The organism is Thiobacillus denitrificans DSM 12475, from assembly GCF_000376425.1.
In the GTDB taxonomy this organism is placed as follows: Bacteria; Pseudomonadota; Gammaproteobacteria; order Burkholderiales; family Thiobacillaceae; genus Thiobacillus; species Thiobacillus denitrificans.
Window position 1 is genome coordinate 104,150 of sequence record NZ_AQWL01000004.1, and the last position, 15,402, is coordinate 119,551.

Here is a 15,402-nt window from a genome sequence, read left to right on the forward strand (position 1 = left end):
CTCGTGTGAGCGCTATCAAGAAAACGTTTACCTACGGTCGCCACCAGGTCACACTGGAAACCGGCGAAATCGCCCGCCAGGCCTCCGGCGCCGTCATCGTCAACATGGACGACACCGTGGTGCTGGTCACCGTCGTCGCCAAGAACGAAGTCAAGCCGGGCCAGGATTTCTTTCCGCTGACCGTCGACTACCAGGAAAAGACCTACGCTGCCGGCCGCATCCCCGGCGGCTTCCTCAAGCGCGAGAGCCGTCCGTCCGAAGGCGAAACCCTGATCTCGCGCCTGATCGACCGCCCCATCCGCCCGCTCTTCCCGGAAGGCTTCTTCAATGAAGTGCAGGTCATCGCCACCGTGATGTCGTCCAACCCGGAAGTCAGCGCCGACATCCCCGCGCTGATCGGCGCCTCCGCCGCGCTTTCGCTGTCCGGCCTGCCGTTCGACGGCCCGGTCGGCGCCGCGCGTGTCGGCTTCGTCAACGGCGAGTATGTACTCAACCCGACCAACTCGGAGCTGAAGGATTCCGCGCTCAACCTGGTCGTCGCCGGCACCGAAACCGCCGTGCTGATGGTCGAGTCCGAAGCCATGGAACTGCCCGAAGACATCATGCTGGGCGCGGTCGTGTTCGGCCACACCCAGATGCAGGCCGCGATCAACGCGATCAACGAACTCGCCGATGAAGCCGGCGCCGACGCCTGGGATTGGGAGCCGCTGGCCGAGGACACCGCCATGGTCGAGCGCCTCAAGGCGCTGGCCGAGGATGGCCTGCTAGCCGCCTACAACATCAAGCAGAAACAGGCCCGCATGACGGCCGTGGACGAAGTGCGCAGCAAGGCCTTCGCCGAACTGATCACCGCCGACATGGATACCGTCGCTGCCAATCACGTCAAGGACGCGTTCCACCGCCTGGAAGCCGGCGTGGTGCGCAACCGCATCCTGTCCGGCCAGCCGCGCATCGACGGCCGTGACACCCGCACCGTGCGCCCGATCACCATCCGCACCGGCGTGCTGCCGCGCGCCCACGGTTCCGCCCTGTTCACCCGCGGCGAAACCCAGGCGCTGGTGGTCACCACGCTCGGCACCGGCCGCGACGAACAGACCATCGACGCGCTCGAAGGCTCCTACTCCGACCGCTTCATGCTGCACTACAACATGCCGCCCTACGCCACCGGCGAAACCGGCCGCGTCGGCTCGCCGAAGCGCCGCGAAATCGGCCACGGCCGCCTGGCCAAGCGCGCGCTGCTGGCGGTGCTGCCCTCCAAGGAGGAATTCGGCTACACCATGCGCGTGGTATCGGAGATCACCGAATCCAACGGCTCGTCGTCGATGGCCTCGGTGTGCGGCGGCTGCCTGTCGCTGATGGACGCCGGCGCACCGCTGAAGGCGCACGTCGCCGGCATCGCCATGGGCCTGATCAAGGAAGGCAACCGCTTCGCCGTGCTGACCGACATCCTCGGCGACGAGGACCACCTCGGCGACATGGATTTCAAGGTCGCGGGCACCGAAAAGGGCGTGACCGCGCTGCAGATGGACATCAAGATCACCGGCATCACCAAGGAAATCATGCAGGCCGCGCTGACGCAGGCGAAGGAAGGCCGCATGCACATCCTCGGCATCATGAAGTCGTCGGTCTCCGAGACGCATGAAATGTCGGCCTACGCGCCGCGCATCATCGCGATGAAGATCAACCCGGAAAAGATCCGCGACGTCATCGGCAAGGGCGGCGCCGTCATCCGCGCGCTGACCGAGGAAACCGGCACCCAGATCGACATCCAGGAAGACGGCAGCGTGAAGATCGCCTGCACCAGCATGGAAGCCGGCGAACTCGCCAAGAAGCGGATCGAGGAAATCACCGCCGAAGTCGAAGTCGGCAAGGTCTACGAAGGCCCGGTCATCAAGCTGCTGGACTTCGGCGCGATCATCAACGTGCTGCCGGGTCGCGACGGTCTGCTGCACATCTCGCAGATCGCCCACGAGCGCGTCAACACCATCGGCGACTACCTGAAGGAGGGCCAGATCGTGAAGGTGAAGATTCTGGAAGCCGATGAAAAAGGCCGTCTGCGCCTGTCGATGAAGGCGCTGCTGGATGCGCCCGCACCGGCAGCCAGCAGCGACAACGAAACACCGGAAACCGCGGGCTGAAACAGCCTGCCCGCCAAAACCGCGCTCCCGGGCGCGGTTTTTTTTGCGCCTACACTGGCGGAAATCGCACGCTCGCCACCAGGCCCGTTCCCCCTTCTCCCGCTTCCAGGCTTACCGTCGCGCCATGCAAATGCGCGATGCGCTGCACGATCGTCAAGCCAAGCCCGGCCCCTCCCACGCCGGCAGACAGTCGGTAAAATGGGGCAAAAACTGCGGTGCGCTGCTGTTCCGGGATACCCGGGCCATTATCGGCCACCTGCCACGTCACGCCCTGCTCCGAACCGCATACTGTCAGTGCGATCCCCGCCCCGCCATAACGCAAGGCATTGTCGATCAAATTGGCCAGCATCTCGCGCAGCAGCTGGGCATCGCCCATCAGCCATGCGTCTCCGCCTTGCATATCGAAGCTGATTTCCACCCCCTTGGCCAATGCCTGCGGCGCCCATTCGCGGGCAACCTCCCGCACCACCTCAACGCCGTCCAGCCGGATCAGGTGCAAGGTATTTTCCGCAACATCGACGCGCGCCAGGATGAGCAGCTTCTCAACCAGGCCGCCCATGGTTTGCGCCGACTGTGCAATACGCGCCAGTGCGTGCTGCGCGTCTTCATGCCGTGTGCTCGCCAGCGCGGCCTCGGCCTGTGCACGGATGCCGGCGATGGGCGTGCGGAGTTGATGCGCTGCATCCGCGACAAAGCGCGACTGCGCTTCGACCGCTTCGGACAGGCGCTGCAGCAACGAATTGATCTCATCCAGGAACGGCCGCAATTCCGCAGGCGTGCCCTCCAGCGGAACCGGGCTTAGATCGAACGCCTGTCGCGCCGACAAGCGGTCCCGCAGCCGGCTCAGCGGCTCAAGCCCACGCCCGACGCCAAAAGCGATGGCAACCGCGGCAGTCAGCGTCATGAGCAGCATCGGAATCACGATCGCCAGCGTGGCGCGCCCCGCCAGAACCGAACGGCGGGTCAGTGTTTCCCCCACCTGCACCAGCGCCGCGCCGCTTGCACTGGTGCCCTTGAGCGAAAGCGCAAATGCCGCCACCCGGACTTTCGCGCCATCCTTGGTGCCGTTATAGACGATCAACTGGCCAGGCTTGAGCGGCTTTCGCGCGGGAAGCCGCGGCATATCACGCTCCCCCTCGATGACCTGTCCATCCGGGCTGGTGATGCTGTGGAACAATAAATCTTCCTGATCGAACACCAGCAATTCGCGTGCTGCGACCGGCAGATCCACCTGTACCTGGCCGTGCAGCACCTCAACCCGATCTGCAAGCGCGAACGTTCGCCGTAGCAGCGAGCGATCGAATGCCGCATTGATGAAATACTGGCTGGAAAAATAGGCAATGGCGCAAAGCAGAATGAACAGCGGCAACATCATCGCCAGCATGCGGACGATCAGTTGCCGCCGCAGGCTTTGCCGCTTTTCCCGATTCAACGCTCGGCCTCCAGCAGATAGCCAAGGCCGCGCAAAGTGCGGATCGCCACGCCGGAGCCTTCCAGCTTGCGGCGCAAGCGATGGATGTAGACCTCCACCGCATTCTCCCCCACGCCGTCATCCCAGCCGGTCAGGCGGTCTGCGATGGCCTCTTTGGCCGTGACGTGCCCGGCATGATGGAGCAGGATCTCAAGCACTTCCACCTCGCGTGCGGATAACACCAGCGGCGCCTCGCCCATGCTGGCCTGCCGCTTGACGCTGTCGAAACTCAGGCGCCCGATCCGTATCAGGGTGTCGGCCACGCCATGCGCCCTGCGCAGCAGGGCCCGCAATCGCGCGAGCAATTCATCCAGCGCAAACGGCTTGAGCAGGTAATCGTCCGCGCCGGCATCCAGCCCCCGCACCCTGTCCTCCACCGTGTCGCGCGCAGTCAGAATCATCACCGGCAGGGTCGCGCCACGTTTCCGCAAGTTGCGCAGCACCTGCAGCCCCTCGCGCCGCGGCAGCCCCAGATCGAGCAGCATGGCATCGTAGGCATACCCCGCCAGCGCGTTTTCCGCCTGCACGCCATCCCGGCTCCAGTCGACCGCAAAACCCGCCTGCCGGGTTGCCAGCATGACCGCCTCGCCCAGGGTCGGATCGTCTTCCACAAGCAGGATTTTCATGCCAAAAGTCTGACATAAAGCGTGCCCATCGCACACGAAATGCTTCTCAAAAATATCCGTCCGAGCCGGCTTTCGTAAGGTTCCTGTAAGCGTGGCGCCGCATAGTGGCCGGCATGCAGTTGCAATCCGCGATTGCATGGCAACCTACACTTGACCACACAGGAGAAAATGATGAACAAACTGATGTCTTCCCTGATCGCCGCGGCTATTGCCGGCGCATTCAGCATGTCCGCTATCGCAGCCGACACGGCCGCGCCCCCCGCTACCGGTGCCAGCTCCGCGGCCGAGAAGCCCGCCGCCGCCCCCAAGAAGGCCCATAAAGCCAAAAAACACGTTGCCAAGGCCGCAGCGAAAAAGTCTGATGCTGCTGCCATGCCTGCCGAGCCCGCCAAGAAATAATCCTTCCGGGCCGCAGCGAACCGCGCTCTCGGGCGCGGTTTTTTTATGCCGGAGCGTCACCGCGCCACACTGCGGGCTCCGCGAAGGCATGCGTCTCATCCTACAGAGCCGCCGTTGGCATCTCGGATCTCGCTGAGGCCGGGCGCATCGCGGCTGTCCGCACAAACGATCGCGCAGCAAGCCTCTTTATCCGGAATCCGGAAAATCCCGCCAATCCAGCCCGAAACGCATCACGGGCGGAAGCTCGATCAAGGCAACATTCGTAAGGTTCGTGTAAGCATGACGCTGCATAGTGGCGCCATGCAGTTGCAGCCCGCGATTGCATGGCAACCTACTTGATCACACTGGAGAAATTGATGAGCAAACTGATGTCTTCCCTGGTCGCCGCGGCTATTGCCGGCGCGTTCAGCATGTCCGCCGTCGCTGCCGACGCCCCCGCTGCCTCCGCGGCTGAAATGCACGCTGCCGCACCCAAGAAGGCCGAAGAAGCCAAGAAGCACGCTGCCAAGGCCGAAACGAAAAAGTCTGACGCTGCTGCCATGCCTGCCGGGCCCGCCAAGAAGTAATTCTTCACGGCCGCAAAAAACCGCGCTCTCGGGCGCGGTTTTTTTATGCCGAATTATCGAGAAATGATTGCCACCAGCGTTTGCGCTGGCCAGTCACCACTCCGCGCATTTCGAGTTCGCGCGGCGGCATGCGGCTCATCAGCCAGCCCGGCAGGATCGACGATTTGGTCGCGCTCGATCCACACGAACTGCCGAGATGATTGGGATCGTAGATCTTGATGAAGCTGGGCGTATCCAGATTGTCCGCGTAAACGATCGCGCAGTAATCTTCGTGATGCTCGCGCCGCAGCAGTTCATCCAGTTCGCGCATGAACTGCTGCACCTTGTCGGCAGAAGCTGGTGCCTGCGGCGCCTGCTGGCCTACCGCATAGAGGTACCAGCCGGCCCCGGCATCCACTTTTTGCCAAAACGCCGTCAACTGATCCCAGCGCATCACGCTGTAAAGCAGCCCATTGTAATAACGGTCGAACTCGTCGGTATCTGCCATTGCGTGGATCAGCTTGTGAATCGGAAATGACCTGGCAATCCGGGACGCCAGGTTTACTTGGCGACCTGGCGCTCGCGGATTTCCTCGAGCGTCTTGCAATCGATGCACAGGGTGGCGGTCGGGCGCGCCTGCAGGCGGTCGAGCCCGATTTCGACACCGCAGGATTCACAGTAGCCGTATTCGCCGCTGTCGATCTTGACGATGGTTTCATTGATTTTCTTGATCAGCTTGCGCTCCCTGTCCCGATTACGCAGTTCCAGCGCCATGTCCGATTCCTGAGTGGCGCGATCGTTGGGATCGGCAAAGACGGTCTGCTCATCCTGCATGGAATGCAGGGTGGTATCGATGTCCTGCGACAATTCCGCTTTCCAGGACTCAAGCATCTTGCGAAAATGCTCGAGTTGTTTTGCGTTCATGTATTCTTCGCCTTTTTTGGCCTTGTACGGCTCAAAGCGCATCAAAGTTTCAGCCATCTCGTTCTCTTTGAAAATTTCGGTTCATCCCGGGCGAAGCCCAACCCGACTTAATAGCAGAATCATTTAACCGCCGCAACCCATATGACATTACAAGCCCTACTCTTCGACGTTGACGGCACACTCGCCGACACCGAACGCGACGGCCATCGTCCTGCCTTCAATCAGGCATTCAAGGATGCCGGTCTCGACTGGCACTGGGACGTCGCCCTCTACGGCAAACTGCTCGCCGTGACTGGCGGCAAGGAGCGGATGAAACACTATATCGACCACTATCGGCCGGACTATAGAAAGCCAGATAATTTCGACACAATGGTGGTCGAACTGCATCAGGCCAAAACCCGGCACTACGCGGCGCTCGCCGCGCGCGGCGGCATTCCGATGCGACCCGGGGTCGAGCGTCTGCTGATCGAAGCGCGTGGCGCCGGACTGCGGCTGGCGATCGCCACCACCACCACCCCGGAAAACGTCACCGTGCTGCTGGAACACAGCCTGGGTGCCGGCACGGCTGACTGGTTCGAGGTGATCGCTGCAGGCGATATCGTTCCGGCGAAGAAACCCGCGCCCGACATCTATCACTACGCGTTGCGGAAAATGGGGGTCGACGCCGCCGACTGCCTGGCGTTCGAGGATTCGGAGAACGGCCTGCGCGCGAGCCTGGGCGCTAGCCTGAAAACGCTGGTGACAGTCAACGACTACACGCTGGAGCACGACTTCAGCGGCGCTGCCGTCGTGCTGTCCGACCTCGGTGAACCGGGTACACCAACCCGGGTGCTGACCGGCCCCGATCTCGGCCAGCCGTTCGTCGACGTGGCCTACCTCAGGGCACTGCACGCCAACTGAATATTTATCTGCGAAGGGTCGCGAAGAAAACCTGCCTTCCCTTCGCGTTTCTTCGCGTCTTTATGCACTTCGGGTATTCGCGGATAGCCTGATTTCAAGGGTTGTGCATCAGCGCTGCTTCGAGCGTGTTTTCCAGCAGCGTCGCCACGGTCATCGGGCCGACCCCACCGGGTACCGGGGTGATCCAGCTGGCGCGTTCCACCGCGGAATCGAAATCGACGTCGCCGACCAGTTTGCCATCGGGTAGCCGGTTGATGCCGACGTCGATCACGATCGCGCCCTCGCGCACCCAGTCGCCCGGGATCATGCGCGGCTTGCCCACCCCCACCACCAGGATTTCGGCGGAGCGCACAAAGCTTTCCAGGTCGCGCGTGGCACTGTGGCATACGGTGATGGTGCAGCCGGCCAGCAGCAGTTCCAGACTCATCGGCCGGCCGACAATGTTGGAGGCGCCGACCATCACCGCATTCTTGCCGCGCAGCTCCTCGTTGGTCGCGCGCAGCAGCGTCATGATGCCGCGCGGCGTGGAGGGCCGCAGCGTCGGCATCTTCACCGCTAGGCGGCCGATGTTGTAAGGGTGGAAGCCGTCGACATCCTTGTCCGGGCGGATGCGCTCGATCACCGTCTCAGCGTCGATGTGCGCGGGCAGCGGCAGCTGCACCAGGATACCGTCGATGGCCGGGTCGGCGTTGAGCTGGTCGATCAACGCCAGCAATTGATCCTGTGTTGCGGCAGATGGCAGATCGTGCGAGATGCTGGCCACGCCGGCCCGCTCGCAGGCGCGCTTCTTGTTGCGCACGTACACCGCCGAAGCGGCATCGTCGCCGACCAGCACGACCGCCAGGCCGGGGCGGCGCTTGCCTTGCGCCTCGCGTTCGGCCACCTTGTCGTGGACCACTGCGAGGATGGTATCGGCCATGGCCTTGCCGTCGAGAATGCGTGCGCTCATTAGGACAACCCTGAAGCAAAAGGGTGATTTTCCCGGAAATCACCCACCATACTCAAGTGGAAATTGACCCGGCCGATTCGCCGCGGTATAGTCTCGCCTCTCCGAAATGCGCCTTGAAGCGCCAACAGGATTTCGGGGTGTAGCGCAGCCCGGTAGCGCGCCTGCTTTGGGAGCAGGATGTCGGAGGTTCGAATCCTCTCACCCCGACCACCCCCTATCCGACAAGTAAGAGATCGCGCCCGAGATAGTGAGTCTCTGCCCGTAGCTCAACTGGATAGAGCACCAGCCTTCTAAGCTGGGGGTTACAGGTTCGATTCCTGTCGGGCAGGCCAAGGTTTTCGTTGCCGGCATGCTGGCGACAACAATGGTGGATGTAGCTCAGTTGGTAGAGTCCAGGATTGTGATTCCTGTTGTCGTGGGTTCGAGTCCCATCATCCACCCCACCTTATTCGATTAGAAGCCGCTACAAAGCCCGCGCCAGCGGGCTTTGTCTTGTGCGCCGCCCGCACCCCGCGATGCCCGCCATCATTCGCGGATCTCGCCGCCGACATACAGCCAGCGTCCGTCCAGCCGTTCGAAACGGCTCACTTCGTGCAGCTTGAACGCACGGCCATTGAGCTTGTAGCGCGCAATGAATTCCACCTCGGCGTGACTGTCGTCCGACGGCACGTGCGCTTTCACCGCAAGTCCCAGCCATTGCGGGCGCGGGCTGGCGTCGAGTTCCAGCGCCGCGGGGCGGGTAGCGGCATGCCAGGTAGCCAGGAGATAGGACTCCAGGCCATGCACATAGGCGCTATAGCGCGAGCGCATCAGGGTTTCCGCATCCGGTGCCGGTTCGCCGGCGTGAAAGCGTCCGCAGCAGGCCGCATAGGTGCGCCCGGACCCACAGGCGCAGGCGGGGTCAAGCGTCTTCATTTCGTTGGGCAGCGCAGTTTCGGTTTGAGGTACGGCCACACGGCGTCGAGCATATCGGCCTGGGCCTTTTCGTTGGGATGGATGCCATCGGCCTGCATCATGCCCGGCTTCGCGCCGACCGCACAGACGAAACACGGCACATGCGTGATCGTTTCCGCGCGCGCCACCTCGCCGTACAACTTCGCGACCGCGTCGGCATAGGTCTTGCCGTAATTCGGCAGCACCGGCGCTTCCAGCAACACCACCCATGCGCCGGTCGCCTTGGCCTGGCGCACCAGGCTCAGCAGATTCTTGCGGATCGTCTCGGGCGGCGTGCCACGCAAGGCGTCGTTGCCGCCCAGTTCGATCAGCACACCCTGCGGGTGCTGCCGGGCCAGCGCGGGCGCCAGGCGCTGCAGGCCGTTCTGCGTGGTGTCGCCGCTCACGCTGGCGTTGATCACGCGCCAGTCCGGCGCGGTTTTTTTCAATCGCGCATCGAGCCGATCCACCCAGCCTGAACCATTTGCCAGGCCATAGCCGGAACTCAGGCTGTCGCCGACAATCAACAAGGAACACGAGCCCGCCGCTGCCCAACCTGGCAGCAACAGCAACAACAGCACCCATACGCGATAATTCATTCACTCATCCCAATCCGGCCCATGCCAATAATGACGTCACCAGTCCGCACCCGGTTCCCTGCTGAATCGACCCGCTCACTGCAATCGCCCGGCATCGTCAGTGCACGCGGCCTGTCGCAGCATGTCGCCACAGCCGACGGCATACTCGCCATCCTCAGCGATGTAGGGCTTGCCGTCAAAGCGGGTGAGACGCTGGCCATCACCGGCGCCTCCGGCTCCGGCAAATCGACCCTGCTTGGCCTGCTGGCGGGACTCGACCAGCCGTCCGCGGGCGAAGTCTTCTTACTCGGCCAACGTCTCAACGATCTCGACGAGGACGCCCGTGCCCGCCTGCGTGCCGGCCGCGTCGGCTTCGTGTTCCAGTCGTTTCAGTTGCTGCCTGCGCTGACTGCGCTGGAAAACATCCTGCTGCCGCTGGAACTGGCGGGCCACCCCGGTGCACGCGAACGCGCCGCCTACTGGCTCGACCGCGTCGGCCTTGCCGCGCGCGCGGCACACACCCCGCGCCAGCTGTCCGGTGGCGAACAACAACGCGTCGCCATCGCACGCGCCTTCGCCACCGATCCCGAAATCGTGTTTGCCGACGAGCCCACCGGCAACCTCGACGCCGACACCGGCGCGCGCATCATCGAACTGCTGTTCGAGCTCAACGCTTCCGCCGCCACCACCCTGATCCTGGTCACCCACGACGATGCGCTGGCGGCGCGCTGCCAGCGCCGGCTGCATCTGGTCGCGGGGCGCGTCGCATGAACTTCCTGCGGAAGGGTCGCTGCGCAGCAGCGGGGACCCCACCGGCATACCCTTTACGGGTGATTCGGCTCGGCCTGTGGCTGCTGCAGCGCGAACGCGCCAGCGGCGAATGGCACGTGCTGCTGCTGGCGCTGATCATCGGCGTCGGCAGCGTTGCCACCACCGGCTTTCTCGGCGACCGTCTGAAGCGCACCATGAGCGAACAGGGCGCCAGCTTTCTCGGTGCCGACCTGCTGGTCACCAGCCCGCGTCCGATCGAGGTCTGGCCCGCCCTTTCCATTGAAAACAGCGCACCCAAGGCCGGTTCGCTGGCAACCAGCCAGGCGCTCGAATTTTCCAGCATGGTCACCCGGAAGGACGTTTTCCAACTCGCCACCGTGCGCGCCGTCGACGCTGCCTATCCACTGCGTGGCACGGTGCGCATCGCCTCCCGCCCCTTCGCCGTCGGCACGCCGCGCCCGGCGCAGCCGCCGCCGGGCGCGATTTACGTCGAGCCTTCGCTGCTGTCGCTGCTGTCGGCCAGCGTGGGGGATGAAGTACAGATCGGCGAAGCACGTTTCCGCATCGCCGGCGTGGTGGCCGAAGAACCGGGACAGCTCGGCGGCGTATTCGGGCTCGCCCCCCGCGTATTCATGCGGGCCGATGAAATCGAACGCACCGGGGTGCTGCAGCCTGGCAGCCGCGTCACCTACCTCTACCAGTTTGCGGGCGAGCCCGGGCAGCTCGCGGCTTTCGGTACGGCGCTCAAGCCACGGCTCGACAGCACCCAGCGCCTCATCGGTTCGCGCGAAGGCGTCGAAACCCTGCGCGGCGCGTTCGCCAATGCAGACCGCTACATCCAGCTCACCGCGCTCATCAGCCTGCTGCTGTCGGTGGCCGCCATCGCCGTCGCCGCGCACCACCACGCGCTGCGCCACTACGACCAGGCAGCGCTGCTGCGCTGCCTCGGCGCCACCGCTGCGCAGCTGCGCAGCCTCTATGCCATCCAGTTGCTGGCGCTGGGTCTCCTGGGCAGCATGCTGGGCGTGGCGGTCGGCGCGCTGATGCAGCAGGCGCTGGCGCTGCTGATCCTGCCCGAGGCGGCTACCCGCCTGCCTGCACTCGGCCTGGCGCCGGTGGGCGCCGCCGTCGCCAGCGGCTTGCTGGCGCTGGCGGGTGCCAGCCTGCCGGCCCTGATGCGCCTGATCCGCGTGCCGCCGCTGCGGGTCTTGCGGCGCGAGCTGCCGCCGCTGCCGGTGGCCGCGTGGGCCAGCGCGGCCGTCAGCGGGTCCGCGCTGCTATTCCTGATTGCCTGGTATGCGGGCGACGCCCGGCTGGTCGGCGTCTTCGTCGGCGCGCTGGCCGCGCTGGCCGCGGTATTGATCCTGCTGGCCCGGCTGGCCCTGCTGGCCGGGGGCGGCGTCCAGCGCATGGCACACGGCCCGCTGCGCTTCGGCCTCGCGCAGCTGCTGCGCCACCGCTTCGACAGCACGCTGCAGCTCGGCGCCTTCACTCTGGCGCTGTTCCTGGTGGCCTTGCTGGCGCTGGTGCGCAGCGATCTCGTCGCTGGCTGGCGCCAGCAACTGCCGCCGCAAACACCCAATTATTTTCTGGTGAACATCGCACCGCAACAGCAGCAAGCAGTAGCCGCCTATCTGTCGCAGCACCGCCTCCAGGCCTCCGCGCTCTACCCTATGGTGCGCGGCCGCCTGGTCAGCAAGAACGGCGTGCCGATCGCCGACACGCTGCCCGAGGACGCGCGCAACAGCAATACCCTGCGGCGCGAGCTCAATCTCACCTGGACTGCCACCCTGCCGGCCAACAACGTCGTGCTGGGCGGACGCTGGCACGGCGAACGCCACGCCGCCGAAATCTCGGTCGAATCCGGCATGGCCGAACGGCTGCATCTTGCGGTCGGCGACCAGCTCGGCTTCCAGGTCGGCGACCAGACGCTCACCGCGCGCATCACCAGCCTTCGCAGCGTGAAGTGGGACTCGATGCAGCCCAACTTCTTCGTCATCTTCGCACCCGGCCAGCTCGACGCCCTGCCCGCCAGCGCCATCGCCAGCGTCTACGTGCCGCCGGACGCGGCCCGCGCGCTGCCCGGCTTCGTCAAGGCCTTTCCCGGCATCACCGTGCTCGCGCTCGACAAGCTCATCGCCAACATCGAGGCAGTGTTCGCGCAGATCATCGGTGCCATTCAGTTACTGCTGGGATTCCTGCTCGCCGCCGGCATGGCGGTGGTCGTCGCCACGCTCCTGGCCAGTCTCGACGCACGCCGGCAGGAAGCCGTGTTGCTGCGCACGCTGGGCGCCCAGCGCGCCTACCTGGCGAAGGGGCTGTGGAGCGAGTTCATCGCGCTCGGCGTGTTGGCCGGCCTGCTCGCCAGCGTCTGCGCCGAAATCGCCATGGCGCTGATCGCCGAGCGCCTGTTCGACCTGCCGCTGCGTCTGCATCCATGGTTGTGGCTGACGTTGCCAACGGCCGGCGCGCTGCTGGTGGGGATGAGTGGCTGGCTCACCACGCGCCACATCACGCGCGTGCCGCCGATGCAGTCGATCCGGGCGTTGAACTGAGCCCTTGAGGTCAGCGATGCTGGCGTCCGGATGCCGGCTGCAAATCCGCGCTCACCCCCTCGCGCTCGTCGAACACGAAGCAGTCGCCGCGGTAATGCGCGCCGCCGACCTCCTCGAAATATTTGAGGATGCCGCCTTCGAGCTGGTACACGTGCTCGATGCCGATGGCCTTCATATGGATGGCGGCCTTTTCGCAGCGGATGCCGCCGGTGCAGAACGACACCACGGTCTTGCCGGCATAGTCGGCACAATGCGCGGCCAGGCGCGGCGGAAACTCGCTGAAGACGCCAATTCCATAATCGACCGCCCGGTCGAAAGTGCCCGCCGCCACTTCGTAGTCGTTGCGGGTATCCAGCATCACTACCGGGCGGCCTGCGTCGTCCATGCCGCGGTCCAGCCACTGCTTCAGCGTGGCGGCGGCCACCGACGGCGCGCGCCCTGCTTCGGGACGGATCAGCGGATGCTTCATGGTGATGATTTCCTTCTTCAGCCGCACCCGCATCCGCCTGAACGGCGGCTCGGCCGACAGGCTTTCCTTGGGCGCGAGGTCGGCAAAACGCGGATCGGAGCGCAGATGGGCGACGATGGCGTCGATCGCTGTGCGTGGACCGGCCAGGAATACGTTGATACCCTCCGGCGCGAGCAGGATCGTGCCCTTGAGGCCAAGTTCGAGACAACGCGAAGTGAGATCGGTCTTGAGCGCCTCGCGATCGGCGAGGGTGACGAACTTGTAGCAGGAAATATTGACGACGGACACGGTAAAAAAACCTTTCAGCAAGCCGGCATTATCCTGGAAACCTGGCTTCCAGGATAAATACGGGACGGTTCTGCCGGGCTGGCGGTTTTGATACCCTGCGGGATTCCCTTCCCTTTTGCCGATCATGAATGAACAACTGCAAACGCTGGAACATGCCCAGCAAACCGCGATCGACCTCGCCATCCAGTTCGGTCCCAGGCTGCTGGCGGCGCTGCTGATTCTGGCGGCGGGCTATTACGTCGGGCGCTGGGTGGGCAGGGCGGCCGATTCGATGCTGGTGAAACTCGGGCTCGACGCCACCCTGCGCCTGCTGCTGGTACGCATGCTACGCATCCTGGTGCTGGGCCTGTTTCTCATCATGGCGCTGCAGAATCTGGGGGTGCAGCTGCTGCCGCTGATCGCCGGGCTGGGCGTCGCAGGCGCCGGCATCGCGCTGGCGATGCAGGGGGTGCTGGGCAATCTGGCAGCAGGTCTGACCATCATCTTCACCCGGCCATTCAAGGTGGGCGAATACATTTCCATCGTCGACGAGGAAGGCATGGTCGAGGAAATCAAGCTGTTCAACACGGTGCTGAGCCATCCCGACCGCTCGCGCGTGGTCATCCCCAACCGCAAGATCGCCGGCGAGATCCTGCACAACTTCGGCACCCTGCGCCAGCTCGACGTGGTGGTCGGCGTGGCCTACGATGCCGACATCAAGCGGGCGCTGGCGGCAATCCGCGACCTGCTGATAGCGCACCCCAAAATCCTGCGGGAACCTGAGCCGATGATCCATGTGCTGGCACTGGCGGACTTTAAGGTGCAGATCGCGATCCGCCCGTGGACCTCGGTGGCCGATTTCCACACCACATCGGGCGAGATCACCCAGGCGGTGCTGGAAACCTTCCACGAATGCGGCATCCCCATCCCCTTGCCGCAACGCGAAGTGCGCCTGCTGGGGGCGGCATGAAGCGCGCCGCACCCTCCGCCGCCGGCACGCCGAAAGCCGCTTATGTCGACCCGCTGACGGAGGTACTGCGCCCCGGCCAGTCGATCGAGCTGCTGAAGGAATTGCACATCCTGACGCGCGACGGCAAGCTCAATCAGGACAGCCGCCGCAAGCTGAAGCAGGTCTACCACCTGTGCCATTTCATAGAGCCGCTGCTCGACGAGGTGTTGGGCCGGCAGGACACGCTGACGCTGGCCGATCACGGCGCGGGCAAGTCTTACCTCGGCTTCATCCTCTATGACCTGTTCCTGAAAGATCGCGCCGGCGCCCATATCTATGGCATCGAGACCCGCGACGAACTGGTGGAGAAATCGCGCGAACTGGCAGCGCGGCTGGGTTTCGAGCGCATGAGCTTTCTCAGCACGACAGTGACGGAATCGATCACCTCCGACGCCCTGCCGCCGCGCATCGACATCGTCACTGCGCTACACGCCTGCAACACCGCGACTGACGACGCCATCCGCTTCGCGCTCGCCAGGCAGGCGCACCACATCGTGCTGGTGCCGTGCTGCCAGGCCGAAGTCGCCGCGGTGCTCAGAAAGCACAAGAATGCGTCGTTTGGCAAGACGCCGCTGTCCGAGATCTGGCGCCACCCCATCCACACGCGCGAATTCGGCAGCCAGCTCACCAACGTGCTGCGCTGCCTGCAGCTGGAATCGCACGGCTACCAGGTCACCGTCACCGAACTGGTCGGCTGGGAGCATTCGCTGAAAAACGAGTTGATCGTCGCCACCCGCACCGGCGCGCCGCGCCGCAACGCGCGCGAACGCTTGCAGCAGATTCTGCAGGAGCTCAATCTGCAGGAACTCGAAACACGCTTTCTCGACCCGCAGCCATCCTGAAAACGGCCTATGCTGGAAAAAGGCAG

16 protein-coding genes and 3 tRNA genes are annotated in these 15,402 nt (G+C 64.4%); 11 read left to right on the top strand and 8 right to left on the bottom strand.

What is annotated here, in order from left to right; all coding sequences use genetic code 11:
* Positions 1–5 precede the first annotated feature (5 nt).
* Positions 6–2,138 carry a polyribonucleotide nucleotidyltransferase gene (pnp, locus tag B059_RS0107355; RefSeq protein WP_018077597.1) on the top strand — a complete coding sequence of 711 codons (2,133 nt, stop codon included), beginning with the start codon at positions 6–8 and terminating at the stop codon, positions 2,136–2,138.
* Positions 2,139–2,187: 49 nt separating this feature from the next.
* Here pnp and B059_RS0107360 read toward each other — a convergent pair whose 3' ends face one another.
* Together B059_RS0107360 and B059_RS0107365 are read right to left on the bottom strand one after the other, a co-directional pair.
* Complete coding sequence (locus tag B059_RS0107360; protein WP_018077598.1) at positions 2,188–3,570, bottom strand: sensor histidine kinase; 1,383 nt, start codon at positions 3,568–3,570, stop codon at positions 2,188–2,190.
* A complete protein-coding gene (locus B059_RS0107365; protein WP_018077599.1) occupies positions 3,567–4,235 on the bottom strand; it encodes a response regulator in 669 nt (222 codons plus the stop codon). Before B059_RS0107365 ends, B059_RS0107360 begins: the two co-directional genes overlap by 4 nt.
* A 168-nt stretch (positions 4,236–4,403) precedes the next feature.
* On the opposite strand from B059_RS0107365, the gene B059_RS0107370 reads away from it, so the two are divergent.
* Both B059_RS0107370 and B059_RS0107375 read left to right on the top strand, forming a co-directional pair.
* On the top strand, positions 4,404–4,634 hold the full coding sequence (locus B059_RS0107370; protein WP_245538748.1) for a hypothetical protein: 231 nt from the start codon (positions 4,404–4,406) through the stop codon (positions 4,632–4,634).
* Positions 4,635–4,990: 356 nt separating this feature from the next.
* Positions 4,991–5,200, top strand: a complete 210-nt coding sequence (locus B059_RS0107375) for a hypothetical protein (RefSeq protein WP_038058398.1) — start codon at positions 4,991–4,993, stop codon at positions 5,198–5,200.
* A 43-nt stretch (positions 5,201–5,243) separates the two neighbouring features.
* On the opposite strand, the gene B059_RS0107380 is transcribed toward B059_RS0107375, so the two are convergent.
* A complete protein-coding gene (locus B059_RS0107380; protein WP_018077602.1) occupies positions 5,244–5,687 on the bottom strand; it encodes a hypothetical protein in 444 nt (147 codons plus the stop codon).
* A gap of 53 nt (positions 5,688–5,740) precedes the next feature.
* A complete protein-coding gene (gene dksA, locus B059_RS0107385) occupies positions 5,741–6,160 on the bottom strand; it encodes an RNA polymerase-binding protein DksA (RefSeq protein WP_018077603.1) in 420 nt (139 codons plus the stop codon).
* An 84-nt stretch (positions 6,161–6,244) separates the two neighbouring features.
* Between dksA and B059_RS0107390 the strand changes: the two genes are divergently transcribed.
* Positions 6,245–7,003 carry an HAD family hydrolase gene (locus tag B059_RS0107390; protein WP_018077604.1) on the top strand — a complete coding sequence of 253 codons (759 nt, stop codon included), beginning with the start codon at positions 6,245–6,247 and terminating at the stop codon, positions 7,001–7,003.
* A 94-nt stretch (positions 7,004–7,097) separates the two neighbouring features.
* On the opposite strand, the gene folD is transcribed toward B059_RS0107390, so the two are convergent.
* Positions 7,098–7,952 (bottom strand): bifunctional methylenetetrahydrofolate dehydrogenase/methenyltetrahydrofolate cyclohydrolase FolD, encoded by an 855-nt coding sequence (gene folD, locus B059_RS0107395; RefSeq protein WP_018077605.1) that lies wholly within the window; start codon positions 7,950–7,952, stop codon positions 7,098–7,100.
* 133 nt (positions 7,953–8,085) lie between these two features.
* Between folD and B059_RS0107400 the strand changes: the two genes are divergently transcribed.
* The 3 genes from B059_RS0107400 (at position 8,086) to B059_RS0107410 (ending at position 8,395) form a co-directional block, all read left to right on the top strand.
* A tRNA-Pro gene (locus tag B059_RS0107400) sits at positions 8,086–8,162 on the top strand.
* Positions 8,163–8,207: 45 nt separating this feature from the next.
* A tRNA-Arg gene (locus B059_RS0107405) sits at positions 8,208–8,284 on the top strand.
* A 35-nt stretch (positions 8,285–8,319) separates the two neighbouring features.
* Positions 8,320–8,395, top strand: a tRNA-His gene (locus B059_RS0107410).
* 82 nt (positions 8,396–8,477) lie between these two features.
* Here the strand turns inward: B059_RS0107410 and B059_RS0107415 are convergent.
* Positions 8,478–8,867: a YchJ family protein gene (locus B059_RS0107415; RefSeq protein WP_018077606.1), complete on the bottom strand. Its 390-nt coding sequence runs from the start codon at positions 8,865–8,867 to the stop codon at positions 8,478–8,480.
* Positions 8,864–9,484, bottom strand: coding sequence for an arylesterase (locus tag B059_RS0107420; RefSeq protein ID WP_018077607.1), 621 nt, complete (start codon positions 9,482–9,484; stop codon positions 8,864–8,866). Before B059_RS0107420 ends, B059_RS0107415 begins: the two co-directional genes overlap by 4 nt.
* Before the next feature lie 30 nt (positions 9,485–9,514).
* On the opposite strand from B059_RS0107420, the gene B059_RS0107425 reads away from it, so the two are divergent.
* Both B059_RS0107425 and B059_RS0107430 read left to right on the top strand, forming a co-directional pair.
* Positions 9,515–10,234, top strand: coding sequence for an ABC transporter ATP-binding protein (locus tag B059_RS0107425; protein ID WP_018077608.1), 720 nt, complete (start codon positions 9,515–9,517; stop codon positions 10,232–10,234).
* Positions 10,231–12,789, top strand: a complete 2,559-nt coding sequence (locus B059_RS0107430; RefSeq protein ID WP_081601591.1) for an ABC transporter permease — start codon at positions 10,231–10,233, stop codon at positions 12,787–12,789. The genes B059_RS0107425 and B059_RS0107430 overlap by 4 nt, the downstream gene beginning before the upstream one ends.
* A gap of 10 nt (positions 12,790–12,799) precedes the next feature.
* On the opposite strand, the gene B059_RS0107435 is transcribed toward B059_RS0107430, so the two are convergent.
* Positions 12,800–13,546 carry a sulfurtransferase gene (locus tag B059_RS0107435; protein ID WP_026177371.1) on the bottom strand — a complete coding sequence of 249 codons (747 nt, stop codon included), beginning with the start codon at positions 13,544–13,546 and terminating at the stop codon, positions 12,800–12,802.
* A 124-nt stretch (positions 13,547–13,670) separates the two neighbouring features.
* Between B059_RS0107435 and B059_RS0107440 the strand changes: the two genes are divergently transcribed.
* Both B059_RS0107440 and B059_RS0107445 read left to right on the top strand, forming a co-directional pair.
* Positions 13,671–14,495: a mechanosensitive ion channel family protein gene (locus B059_RS0107440; protein ID WP_038058401.1), complete on the top strand. Its 825-nt coding sequence runs from the start codon at positions 13,671–13,673 to the stop codon at positions 14,493–14,495.
* Entirely contained in the window at positions 14,492–15,376 is an 885-nt protein-coding gene (locus B059_RS0107445; protein ID WP_018077612.1) for a class I SAM-dependent methyltransferase, read from the top strand. The genes B059_RS0107440 and B059_RS0107445 overlap by 4 nt, the downstream gene beginning before the upstream one ends.
* Positions 15,377–15,402: the final 26 nt, after the last annotated feature.